The organism is Enterococcus sp. DIV2402, assembly GCF_017426705.2.
Lineage (GTDB): Bacteria > Bacillota > Bacilli > Lactobacillales > Enterococcaceae > Enterococcus_F > Enterococcus_F lowellii.
This window is the reverse complement of record NZ_CP147251.1, coordinates 416,276-429,163: the sequence shown is the minus strand read 5'-3', so window position 1 is coordinate 429,163 and position 12,888 is coordinate 416,276. Positions and strand designations below refer to the sequence as shown.

At 37.0% G+C, this 12,888-nt stretch carries 11 protein-coding genes; 2 read left to right on the top strand and 9 right to left on the bottom strand.

What is annotated here, in order from left to right:
• Window positions 1–40: 40 nt before the first annotated feature.
• Window positions 41–1,000, top strand: a complete 960-nt coding sequence (locus DOK78_RS01995) for a 1-phosphofructokinase family hexose kinase (RefSeq protein WP_243430654.1) — start codon at window positions 41–43, stop codon at window positions 998–1,000.
• A gap of 69 nt (window positions 1,001–1,069) precedes the next feature.
• Here DOK78_RS01995 and DOK78_RS01990 read toward each other — a convergent pair whose 3' ends face one another.
• From DOK78_RS01990 to DOK78_RS01955, 8 genes are all read right to left on the bottom strand, one after another.
• Entirely contained in the window at window positions 1,070–2,995 is a 1,926-nt protein-coding gene (locus tag DOK78_RS01990; RefSeq protein ID WP_207941882.1) for a fructose-1,6-bisphosphatase, read from the bottom strand.
• A gap of 96 nt (window positions 2,996–3,091) precedes the next feature.
• Window positions 3,092–4,462, bottom strand: a complete 1,371-nt coding sequence (gene dnaB, locus DOK78_RS01985) for a replicative DNA helicase (protein WP_207941881.1) — start codon at window positions 4,460–4,462, stop codon at window positions 3,092–3,094.
• A gap of 104 nt (window positions 4,463–4,566) precedes the next feature.
• Window positions 4,567–5,019, bottom strand: a complete 453-nt coding sequence (gene rplI, locus DOK78_RS01980) for a 50S ribosomal protein L9 (RefSeq protein ID WP_207941880.1) — start codon at window positions 5,017–5,019, stop codon at window positions 4,567–4,569.
• Entirely contained in the window at window positions 5,016–6,482 is a 1,467-nt protein-coding gene (locus DOK78_RS01975; RefSeq protein WP_207941879.1) for a DHH family phosphoesterase, read from the bottom strand. The genes rplI and DOK78_RS01975 overlap by 4 nt, the downstream gene beginning before the upstream one ends.
• 155 nt (window positions 6,483–6,637) lie before the next feature.
• Window positions 6,638–6,877: a 30S ribosomal protein S18 gene (gene rpsR, locus DOK78_RS01970; protein WP_071874537.1), complete on the bottom strand. Its 240-nt coding sequence runs from the start codon at window positions 6,875–6,877 to the stop codon at window positions 6,638–6,640.
• 24 nt (window positions 6,878–6,901) lie between these two features.
• Window positions 6,902–7,408, bottom strand: a complete 507-nt coding sequence (gene ssb, locus DOK78_RS01965) for a single-stranded DNA-binding protein (RefSeq protein WP_207941878.1) — start codon at window positions 7,406–7,408, stop codon at window positions 6,902–6,904.
• A gap of 48 nt (window positions 7,409–7,456) precedes the next feature.
• Window positions 7,457–7,756, bottom strand: coding sequence for a 30S ribosomal protein S6 (gene rpsF / locus DOK78_RS01960; RefSeq protein WP_016176042.1), 300 nt, complete (start codon window positions 7,754–7,756; stop codon window positions 7,457–7,459).
• 232 nt (window positions 7,757–7,988) lie between these two features.
• Window positions 7,989–9,434 (bottom strand): glycoside hydrolase family 1 protein, encoded by a 1,446-nt coding sequence (locus tag DOK78_RS01955; protein WP_207941877.1) that lies wholly within the window; start codon window positions 9,432–9,434, stop codon window positions 7,989–7,991.
• A gap of 156 nt (window positions 9,435–9,590) precedes the next feature.
• Between DOK78_RS01955 and DOK78_RS01950 the strand changes: the two genes are divergently transcribed.
• On the top strand, window positions 9,591–10,397 hold the full coding sequence (locus DOK78_RS01950) for a MurR/RpiR family transcriptional regulator (protein WP_207941876.1): 807 nt from the start codon (window positions 9,591–9,593) through the stop codon (window positions 10,395–10,397).
• Between the two features lie 41 nt (window positions 10,398–10,438).
• On the opposite strand, the gene gyrA is transcribed toward DOK78_RS01950, so the two are convergent.
• Entirely contained in the window at window positions 10,439–12,856 is a 2,418-nt protein-coding gene (gene gyrA / locus DOK78_RS01945) for a DNA gyrase subunit A (protein ID WP_243430676.1), read from the bottom strand.
• Window positions 12,857–12,888: the final 32 nt, after the last annotated feature.

Below are 12,888 nucleotides of genomic sequence, written 5' to 3'. Positions count from 1 at the left end.
TTTTATTGTATAATGAAGGCAATAAAACGAAGGAGTGTTGATGATGATCCATTTGATTTGCCCCAATCCTGCTATTGATCGAACTTTGTTGCTAAAAAAAATTGAAACCGCTATTCCGAATCGCCCTATCGAAGTAAGAGAATCGCCAGGTGGGAAGAGTTTTAACGTTGCTTATGCCCTTACTTATGAAAAAAATTCTCCTGAAATCACTATTCATACCATGCTAGGAGGACTTTATGGCACTCACTTAACACAACTCGCACAAGAAAAAGGCTATGCCCTCAAAGCGACAACTGTTGCAACAAACACGCGACTTTGTAATATTCTGGTTGATATGACAGACCAAACAATCGTACCTGTTTACGAAGCAGGCTTTGAATTAGACGCAGCAACCTTACAACAATTTACACAGACACTACTCGAATCTTTAAACGAAGGTGATTTTTTAGTTTTCTCAGGTTCATTGATGAAAGGCATGCCTGCTGATTATATTTGCCAAATAACAGATGAACTTGCAAAACGTAACCTTTCTGTAAAACTATGCGTAGATACGAGTGGGGAAGCCCTTAGACAGACCTATCAGCAAACAACACCTTATTTAATCAAAATTAATGACGAAGAAATTCAAGATTTATTCCCAGAAAAAGAACTAGCTACAGTAACCGATTATCTGACGCTTCTTTCCAACGATATCAATCCAGAAATCCCCAATTTTATTATTACCCTTGGGAAAAAAGGGATTGTTGGACGTTTAAATCAAACTTTTTATACTGGTTCTGCATTACCCATAGAAGCTAAAAATCCAATTGCATGTGGTGATTTCTTTCTTGGACGTCTGGTCAAAGGCATGTATCAACAAACAACACCTGAAGAAACCTTAACAAGTGCTTTACTCTTTTCTACTTGCAATGCTATGAACTGGTATCCTGAAGTAACTGAGCAGCAAATGACAACGATTTTCCCAACGATTACTGTAACAAAAGAATCTCAAATCCAATAAAAATATCCGAACTATAGTTTTGTGACATCTATAGTTCGGATATTTTATTGTTATTATAAATTTTTTAATTTAACATTTTTCATAATTTTGGTATAACGTCTCCAAAGCATTCATTTCTTGCTTTAATTTTTGCCCGATATTCGTATTGCCAACTGTGGTTCGAGTATCCACGCTTTCAATGAGACGTTTTGTTGATAGAATATCGCTGCCTTCTGCGACTGCTTCGTCTACCGAAGAGAATGGTTGGTGGGCAACTAATTGGAGACCATAGCTATTAGAAAGTAACGTATAACCTGCCAATCCCGTCTCTTTTTGATAGCTTTTCGCAAAGCCACCGTCAATCACTAACAAGCGCCCATTGGCTTTAATTGGGCTTTCACCTTTTTTAGCTTTTACAGGCGTATGACCATTAATAATATGTCCGGTGATTGGTAAATCAAATAAGGCTAAAATATCTTGGCAAATGTGTTCTTCATTACGCAAATGATAATAGGCATTTTTTTCTTCCTTATGCGTTTTTTTATCTTCAATGTAGTAGCGTTCAAAAGTAGTCATAGCATTTTTGCCAAATAAAGAAGAGCATTCGCCTGTCCACAAATACCACAACAAATCTGTTGCCAAATCATCCGAAACAGAATAATCCTTGTAGCTTTTACGCACTTGTTTTTCAAAATAATCCAACAATTCTTTTCCTGCATATTGTTTTTGATTAATCCGAAAAGATTTAAAATCGCCATTTTCATGTAAAGGAATGCATCCATGTAATAATAAATTACCGTTATAACACAAATACATACTGCCTTTTTCAATTAAAAAATCTGTGTGACGACGAAGTTTTTCCGATGCTTGAAACGATAACATCAATTTGTTTAATAAGCGTTCTTCTTCTTCAGTTAATGCGCAAGGATTCGAGGGATCGACAGTCGGTGCTTGGAAATTAACCAGTGGATAGTTTGTGCCTTTTAAGGTAATTTCTTGCGTATCATAATCAATATTTTTTAGCATATGTCGGTCATTCATGCGAAAATCTGGCCGACGATTGATTAATTGTCCTTCTAATTTGAATTGTAAGATCGTTGTTGCTTGTTGAACGACATTTAGATGTTCTTTTTCGGACTCTGTTAATTCATCTTCATCAGGGGCTAGTTTTGGGGCAAATTTATCATTGGCAAGATAATGTTGTTTACTGTATTCAACTAAAGGCCGAACATTGATACCATACCGCTCTTCAACAATATCCAAGTTCCCATAACGGGCGCAAATTCGTAGCAAATTCATAATCGCAATGGGAGAACCTGCCATCGCAGCCATCCAAACAATGTCATGATTTCCCCATTGAATGTCCACGGAATGATGTTGAACCAAACGCTCCATAATAAAATCAGGGGCTGGACCCCGGTCATAAATATCACCGACGACATGCAAATGATCGACTACAAACCGTTGAATTAAGTAACATAAATCTTTAATTAAAGCGGATGCTTGATGGAGCTGAATAATTTTATCAATAATTGCGTGGAAATACCCTTCTTTTCCCGGCTCTTTTTGAGATTCTGTTAATAGTTCTTCAATGATATAACTAAACCGTTTCGGTAATGCTTTACGTACTTTTGAACGCGTGTATTTACGACTCGAAAAGTTAATGGTTTGAATGAGTAACTGAATTTTTTCTCCGTACCATTGCTCTCGTTCACCTTGAGTCATCTGGGCTTTTTCTAGCTGCATTTTTTCTTCTGGATAATAAATTAAAGTCGCCAAATCATCAATATCTACAGACGTATTGGCAAAACATTCCACTAATTTTTCTTTAACACTTCCCGAACCATTGCGTAAGACATGATCAAATGCTTCAAATTCACCATGAACATCACTCACAAAATGCTCTGTCCCCTTTGGTAAATGCAAAATAGCTTCTAAGTTAATAATCTCGGTAACAACATTTTCCTTATTTTGAAATTTTTCTTTTAATAAAGCATAATATTTTTCCTTTGACATAGACTCACCCCGTTTGTTCAGTACTATATCAAAATTATTTAACTTGTACAAGATTAAAATACAAGTCATTAAAAAAAAGAACCGCCAAAGCAGTTCTTAAGCAAATTCTTCCCTTGGAGAAAGCGAAGAAAATTTATTATATTCTTTGATAAAGAGTAATTCCACCGTTCCACGAGCACCACTACGGTTTTTTTCAATGATGACTTCGATAACGTTATCGTTTTGTGGTTCCTCACCATTTTCATCCTCATCGCCTTCTCGTTGATAATAATCATCACGATATAAAAAGGCCACAATATCGGCATCTTGCTCAATCGAACCCGATTCACGAATATCACTTAAAACCGGACGCTTGTCTTGACGTTGTTCGACACCACGGGATAGCTGAGACAAAGCAATCACGGGTACTTTTAATTCTTTGGCTAATTTTTTTAATTGACGAGAAATTTCTGATACTTCTTGTTGACGACTTTCACGCCCGGTTCCTTCAATCAATTGCAAATAGTCAATTAAAATTAATCCCAAGTTACCTCTTTCTTGGGCTAATTTACGACAGCGTGCGCGAATTTCTGAAATTTTAATCCCAGGTGTATCATCGATATAGATACTAGCACGGGATAAACTCCCCATTGCAACAATTAAATTTCGCCATTCATCATCTGTTAATTGCCCGGTACGCAAATGACTTGCTTCGATCGAACCTTCTGCACAAAGCATCCGACTTACCAATGATTCAGCGCCCATTTCCAAACTAAAAATAGCGACCGTATTATCGGTTTTTGTCCCTACATTTTGAGCAATATTCAATGCAAATGCAGTTTTACCTACAGCTGGTCGTGCGGCTAAAATAATTAATTCTTCTTTTTGTAATCCTGCTGTCATTTTATCTAAGGCTTGATACCCTGTTGGTAGGCCTGTGATTTCTTCATCATTTTGTGCCAAACGGTCAATATTTTCAATTGTTCGATTTAAGACATCCGCAATGGATTGAAAGCCTGTGCTGTTTCTTTTTTCGGATACTTCTAAAATGCTTTTTTCTGCATCATCAACAATTGCTTGAACTTCTTCATCTTGCTCGAAACCTTTCGTGACTATTCGGTTGGCAGCTTGAATTAAATTACGCAAAGTTGCTTTATCATCCACAATTTTTGCATAATGGGAGACACCTGCTGAAGAGGGAGACGCTTGACCTAGTTCAGTTAAATAACTAATTCCACCTACATCTTCTAAGGCATTGCTTTTTTCAATTTCAGCTTTTAATGTAATCAGATCAATCGCTTCATTGCGGTCATTCAATTGAATCATGCACTGAAAGATAATTTGATGACTGCGACGGTAAAAATCACGGGGCTCAATCAATTCCATTGCTTCGATAATGGCATCAGAATCAAGGAAAACGGCCCCCAAGACGGCTTGTTCTGCTTCGATATCTTGTGGTGGCACACGATCTTGCCAAACTTCATTCATACGTTTCTCTCCTATACTTAGTCAGTCCATTTATTCTACAATTATTTGGCTAAAATGCAAAGCGCAAGGCAGACCCGAACTCTCGAAATCTGCCTACGTGTGTATTATTCGCTAACTACATGTACCTTAATGGTTGCTGTAACTTCTGGATGCAATTTGGCTGGCACATCAGTAAAACCTAATGAACGAATCGGTTGTTTCAAATCCACCTTACGTTTGTCTACTTTAACGTTGTATTGTTTGTTTAGTGCATCTGTAATTTGTTTGGAAGGAATTGAACCAAATAGACGACTATCAGCACCTGCTTTTGCTTTAATTTCAACGACTGTTTCTTCTTTTTCTAAGAAATCTTTGAGTGTTTGTGCTTCTTTAAGTGCTTCAGCATCTTGTTTTTCTTTGGCTTTTTTCTTGCCTGACATTTCTGCTAAGCTTTCACGATTCGCTTCTTTTGCCAGATTATTTTTAATTAAATAGTTTTGGGCATAACCAGTCGGTACTTCTTTCACTTGCCCTTTTTTGCCTTTTCCTTTAACGTCTTCTAAGAAAATAACTTTCATGTTGATTGCTCCTTTTCTTCCAATATTCTTAATTCATTAAATAGCATTTCACGGACTTTTTCAAGCGTTTGCCCCTCAATTTGCGTAGCAGCATTTGTGAAATGTCCTCCACCACCGAAGTTTTCCATTAATCGTTGCACATTCACTTTACCCGAACTACGTGCACTAATTCCTATACGTTGATCCAAACGTTTTGTAATAACAAAGGCCGCTTGAATATCATTCATCGAAAGCAACGTATCCGCAGCTTTCGCAATTGTTACGTTATCATATTCTTTATCTTCAGGACCCACTGAAACAACGATTTCTGGTGTGACATATTCACTACGAGAAACTAACTCGCTAATTTGCAAATACGCCTCTAAATCTGAACTTAATAAATCATGAACAATGGATAAATCGGCTCCATGATTTTTCAAATAGCTGGCCACGTCAAACGTTCGTCCAGTTGTACGAACAGCGAAACTTTTCGTATCCACATAAATTCCAGCTAACAATAAGGTAGCGGTGATTTTTGATAACTGATGATTTTTATTCGCTTGATATTGAATCAATTCTGCTACTAATTCTGATGCAGAAGAAGCAGAGGCTTCAATGTATGTCAAAAGCGGATTTATCGGGAATTCGTCTCCGCGACGATGATGGTCAATAATGACAATTTTTTCCACGGCTTCATATACTTCTTCAGAAATTGACATCGAAGGTTTATGATAGTCAACCATCACTAAGACACTTTGTTTATCTAACAATTTCAAGGCTTCTTTACTTGAAATAACTAGATTTTTAACTTCAGGATAATTGTCTATTTCTGCTAAACCACGGGTAATATCTGCAGTAACTTCTTCGCGATTCAAAATAATATAACACTCTTTAGATATAAATTTGCCTAAAGTAGCCACTCCAAAAGCAGCACCAATAGCATCCATATCGGGATAACGATGCCCCATAATAAAGATTTTTTGGTTATCTTTAAAAATGCGATTTAATGACATGCTCATTGCACGTGAGCGTGTTCTAGTTCGTTTAATGGTCCCATCAGTATTCCCACCAAAAAATTGTGGTTTTGCCTGTGGATCCGTATGCTTTACGACAACTTGGTCGCCCCCACGAGCCAACGCCATATCCAGATTACTTTGAGCAATTTCACCGATTTTTTCAGCAGATGCTTCTCCATAGGCAATTCCCATACTAATCGTTAACACTAATTCATTATGGACTTCTGAATTTTTAATATGTTGTAATAAATCAAAATTTTTCTCTTGCATTCGTAAAACATCAGCTGTATCAGCTACAAAAAAATAACGTTCTGAATTAATACGTTTATAAAAAACATGGTACTCACTCGCCCAATCAGAAACTAGCGTTGTGACTAATGTATTGAGGTAAGAAATATGTTTGTCATCCATTTTATCAATTACGTCATCGTAATTGTCTAGTGAGATAATCCCAATTGCTGTTGTCATAGTTTACTCCTTAATCTATCTCGATTCATCTATAATGAACGCCAACAAAATGAAAACTTTACCTTTTATTTTACCACAAATTGGTGAAACTTGCTTTTTCATTTTCTTTGGTCAAAAAAAGATCCCACTAGCTAAACCAGTGAGATCTTGGAAAATTAATTTTCTTCGCCTACGAATGGAAGTAATCCCATAATACGTGCGCGTTTAATAGCAACTGTTAATTTACGTTGGTTTTTAGCACCAGTACCAGTTACACGACGTGGTAAAATTTTACCGCGTTCTGAAATAAATCTTTTTAATAATTCAATGTCTTTATAATCAACGTGTTCGATATGGTTAGCTGCAAGATAGTCTACTTTACGACGTTTGCGTCCGCCTCTTCTTTGTTGTGCCATCCTATTTCCCTCCTATCAAATTTCTTAGAATGGTAAATCGTCATCTGAAATGTCGATTGATGAACCCCCGAATGGATCAGAGTTGTCTCGATCAAAACTAGGCATTCCGTTTGATTGTTGAGATGTTTGATTTTGATTGTAGCTGTTTCCAAAGTTTGATTGATTTCCACCAAAATCGCCGCCATCGTTTCCACGACGTTGTTCGCTAGTTGAACGAGATTCTAGTAATTGGAAGTTTTCTGCTACAACTTCAGTAACATAAACTCTTTGACCTTGTTGGTTTTCATAGTTTCTTGTTTGAATTCTTCCTGTCACTCCAAGCAATGTACCTTTACGGGCATAATTTGCTAGTGTTTCTGCTGATTTTCTCCAAATCACACAGTTAATAAAATCTGCATCTCTTTCACCACTCTGATTCGTAAAATTACGATTCACTGCTAATGAGAAAGTAGCAACAGCCGTACCACTTGCGGTATAACGTAAATCAGGATCTTTTGTCAATCTTCCTACTAATACAACGTTGTTAATCAAAATTCATCATCCCTTCATCGTTATTTTTGTTTCACGTGAAACAATTTATTAAGCTTCTTCTTTAACAATCATGTGACGAATAATGCTGTCGTTGATTTTAGCAAGACGGTCAAATTCGTTGATTGCATTTGCGTTTGATGGAGAAGACACTTTAACGATGTGATAGATACCTTCACGGAATCCGTTCATTTCATATGCTAGACGGCGTTTTTCCCAAAGTTTTGACTCAAGAACTTCCGCTCCGTTATCAGTCAAAATGGCGTCAAAACGTTCCACTAAAGCAGTTTTTGCTTCTTCATCAATGTTTGGACGAATAATATAAAGAATTTCATATTTCGTATTTTCCATTGATTTTCACCTCCCTATGGACTTTGGCCCCTAGTACAATCTAGGAGCAGAGAATGGTCTTTTAAGACTACTCACAAAGATGAATTATACACTGTTTTTCTTCTCCACGCAAGTTTTTTATCATGATTGTTAAATCGAATGAATTTGATTTTCATAAGTAATTACGCAATTTAAACAAAATAACTAGAAAAAAAACGAAACAAGTAATATTTCTACCTGCTTCGTTCACAAATTAAGCTAAATCTGAGCCATTGGTGGCAATAACTTTTTTATACCAGTCAAATGAATCTTTTTTCGAACGAGCTAACGTTCCATTGCCTTCATCGTCTTGATCGACATAAATAAAACCATATCGTTTAGACATTTCACTTGTACTTGCACTAATTAAATCAATGCAGCCCCAAGGTGTGTATCCCATTAAATCAACGCCTTCTTCAATCGCTAAAGACATTTCTTCAATATGGTCACGCATATAATCAATCCGATAATCATCGTGGATAGAACCATCTGCTTCAACTACATCTTTTGCGCCTAACCCATTTTCTACGATAAATAAAGGTACTTGGTAACGATCATATAATTTATGAAGTGTCACACGCAAACCGACTGGATCAATTTGCCAACCCCAATCACTTGATTTTAAATATGGATTTTTCTTCGATCCCAACAAGTTACCGGCCGTTTCATCTCCTGATTTATCAGATGAGGCAATACTACTCATATAGTAACTAAATGACATGAAATCAACGGTGCCTTCTCGTAGTAATTGATCATCGCCAGCTTCTTTTTTAATCATAATTTGATGATCGTTAAAGAATTTATTCATATATGCTGGGTAATATCCACGAATTTGCACATCACTAAAGAATAAATTAGTATGATCGGCATAGATACTTTCCATGACATCAGCTGGATTAGAGGTTTCTGGATAAGCTTCCATCCGAGCCAACATATTTCCAATTTTAGCGTCTGGAATAATCTCATGACATGCTTTTACAGCTAATGCACTACCTAAAAATTGATGATGCGCTGCTTGATATTGCGCTTGTAACAGATTTTCAGTTTTATCTGCTAAAATTCCACCACTTAAATATCCAGTCATTCCAATGATATTAATCTCGTTGAAGGTCAACCAATATTTTACTTTATCTTTGTAACGATTGAAAACAACGCGCGCATACCGTTCAAAATGAGCGATTGTCTCACGACTTTCCCAACCATTATATTTGAACGCTAACCCTAATGGAAATTCGTAATGTGATAATGTTACTAGAGGCTCAATTCCATACTTTAAACATTCGTCAAATACATCGTCATAAAATTTTAAACCGGCTTCGTTTGGCTCTAATTCATCGCCATTTGGAAAAATACGTGGCCATGAAATCGATAGACGAAACGTTTTAAAGCCCATTTCTGCAAATAACGCAATGTCTTCTTGGTAACGGTGATAAAAATCAATGCCGTAACGTTTAGGATAAATTCCTTCTTGATCTGCCTTAGCAAATTCAACATCGGCAGTAGTCATTGGTTCTAACAGCGAGAATTTGGTTGGATCATCTAATCTAGTATATTTCGCTGTGTCTGCAGTCGACCAACCTTTACCGTCTTCTAAAAAAGCTCCTTCAAACTGATTGGCTGCTGTGGCGCCACCCCATAAAAATCCTTCTGGAAATCCCATCGTTTGTCCATTCCTTCCGTTGTTGGTTTTCTTATTTCTGAGGATAGTGTATCATGAAACCAACTGATTATTTTTTCTAATCACACATCAATTTTTCATTTTCAATTAAAATTTTCATATTTATGAAAATTTTTGTTTTAGAAAGGAAGCATGCACATGTTTGATTATCAAGATTTCCTTAAATACTTAAACACAGCGAACAAAAACGACACTTATTCGCGAATTATTCTTTATATTTTAACGTATCCAGAAAAAGTTCCTACCATGAGTATTTCCGAATTAGCCGATGAATGTTTTGTTTCAGCCGCAACGATTTCGCGATTTTGCAAGCAATTTAAACTAAATTCCTATGCCCATTTGAAAAAAGAAATCACCATGGCAAATAAAATGTCACATTTTCAAGGATTACGCATGTCTAAAAAAGAAGCCCAACAGCTTCAAACAAATCCTAAAGAGTATCTTCAAGAGTATGCAAATGAAATCAAACAATCTATCGATGATGTGGTTGCACATTTGGATTATACAGAAATTGATGAGTTACTTCACAAAATTTATCAAGCACAAGAAGTGATTTTAGTTGGTTATAGCTCAACACTAGAATTAGCTAAAAGTATGCAGACGTCACTTATGATTAGTCATAAACTTACCTTGGTACCTGAAGAAGAAAAACTACTGAACCTGATTGTGCAACAGGCTACAGAGAGCACATTGATTATTGTCTTTTCTTCTTTCGGCATGATTTTTAGTAAAAATGCCGATTTGATAAATAAAATTACCAACACCCCAGCGTATTCAGTCTTAATTACACAGCATACCAAAAATGTTTTTACAAATTTTTTTGATCAAACGATTCATGCCACCAGCAATAACTATCTACAAATTGGCACCTATCCTTTGACTTTTTTTATCGATTTCCTCGTCCGACGTTATGCAACGCTCTATGGTAAATCTATCCATGAGTAAAAAAACTGACGCACTAAATAGCTAGTGCGTCAGTTACTTTTTTATTCTGATCCTTCTGGTGTCTCCACAAGTTCATCGACTTCTGGATCGACCGTTGCCATCGTCACAACTTTAGCATCTTCTTCCATTTTCATTAAACGGACCCCTAATGTCGCACGTCCAGTTTGTGAAACTGTTTCGGCACTAAAGCGGATAATAACCCCTTTATTAGTGATTAGCATAATATCTTCTGCCCCCGTTACTGTTGTTAAACCAGCTAATGGACCATTTTTCGCTGTGATATTCGCTGTTTTAATTCCTTTACCACCACGGCCTTTAATTGGGTATTCGCTACCAGCTGTTCGCTTACCATAACCATTTTCGGTAATCACTAAGACTTCATCATCTTCACGAATGACCGCAGCGCCTACGACATAATCTTCTTCACGTAAGCGAATACCACGTACACCAGCGGCAGTTCGTCCCATATCACGAACAACTTCTTCTTTGAACGTTACAGAATATCCCTTATGCGTGCCAATAATCATGACGTCGTCGCCTTTCGTTGATAAGACGTTGACTAATTCATCGCCCTCTTTTAAACCAATCGCAATTAAACCATTGCTACGAATATTAGAAAATGCCATAACAGATGTCCGTTTGACTACTCCTAATCTAGTTGTGAAGAATAGATAATTGCCTTCTTCTGGTTTATCAGAAACTGAAATAATCGTTTGAATACGTTCGCTTGAATCGATTCCTAATAAATTGATTACCGGAATTCCTTTGGCAGCTCGACCATATTCTGGAATTTCATAGCCTTTCGAACGGTAGACTTTCCCTGCATTGGTAAAGAATAACAAGGTGTCATGTGTAGAACAAGAAACCAATGTGCGCACGAAGTCTTCATCATGAATCCCCATACCTTGAACACCACGTCCACCACGACGTTGCGCACGAAATTCGCTATTAGCTACGCGTTTAATATAGCCATTATTCGTTAAAGTAATTACGATTTCTTCTTCTTCAATTAAATCTTCATCTTCTAAACTCAATACTTCGCCGACTAATAATTCTGTACGACGCGCATCACCGAAACGTTGACCTAATTCATGTAATTCTGTTTGAATAATTTCTGCTACACGTTCTGGACGAGCTAGAATATCGGCTAAATCTTCAATTAATTTCAATAAATCTTGGTATTCAGCTTCAATTTTGTCACGTTCCAAACCAGTTAAACGACGAAGACGCATATCTAAAATAGCTTGCGCTTGGCGATCAGATAAATCAAATTTTTCAATCATCGTTGCTTTTGCTTCGCCATCCGTTTTTGACCCACGAATAATCGCAATAATCTCATCAATGTGATCTAACGCAATTCGTAATCCTTCTAAAATGTGGGCACGTGCTTCAGCTTTTTCTTTTTCGAAAATGGTACGACGTGTAATCACTTCTTTTTGATGCTCTAGGTAATCTTCTAAAATACGTTTTAGACTTAATACTTTTGGCACGCCTTTTTCAATTGCCAACATATTGAAACCAAACGAAGATTGTAACGCCGTCATTTTGTATAAGTTATTTAAAATAACTGATGCACTGACATCACGACGAACATCAATGACAATTCGCATCCCTTCACGAGAAGATTCATCACGTAAATCAGTAATACCTTCAATTCGCTTGTCTCGATGCAATTCAGAAATTCGTTCAATTAATTTCGCTTTATTAACCATATATGGTAATTCTGTAACTAAAATACGTTCTTTACCATTAGGCATTTCTGTAATTTCTACTTTTCCTCGAACGGTAATAGAACCTTTCCCCGTTTCATAAGCACGGCGAATACCTGATTTACCCATGACTAAACCACCAGTTGGAAAGTCTGGTCCAGGTAAAACTTCCATTAACTCATTAGTTGTCACTTCAGGATTGTCCATCAATAGATCAATGGCTGCGATAACTTCATTTAGGTTATGAGGGGGAATGTTCGTTGCCATTCCGACCGCAATCCCTGTCGTTCCGTTAACTAATAAATTAGGAAAACGCGCTGGTAAAACTTGTGGTTCACGTTCTGTATCATCATAGTTACTTGCATAATCTACTGTATTTTTATTGATGTCACGCAACATTTCTACAGCCAATTTACTCATTCGTGCTTCGGTATAACGCATAGCCGCCGCACCATCGCCATCGACGGAACCAAAGTTTCCATGACCATCTACAAGCATGTAACGGTAACTAAATGGTTGCGCCATACGAACCATTGATTCATAAATAGCACTGTCCCCATGTGGATGATATTTACCCATAACATCACCAACAATACGTGCCGATTTTTTATGCGGTTTGTCCGGTGTTACCCCTAATTCATTCATCCCATACAAGATACGACGATGAACTGGTTTTAAACCGTCTCGAACATCTGGTAACGCTCTGGCAACAATGACACTCATGGCATAATCGATAAAGGATTCGCGCATTTCACTGGTCAGATTGACGTCATGAATATTTT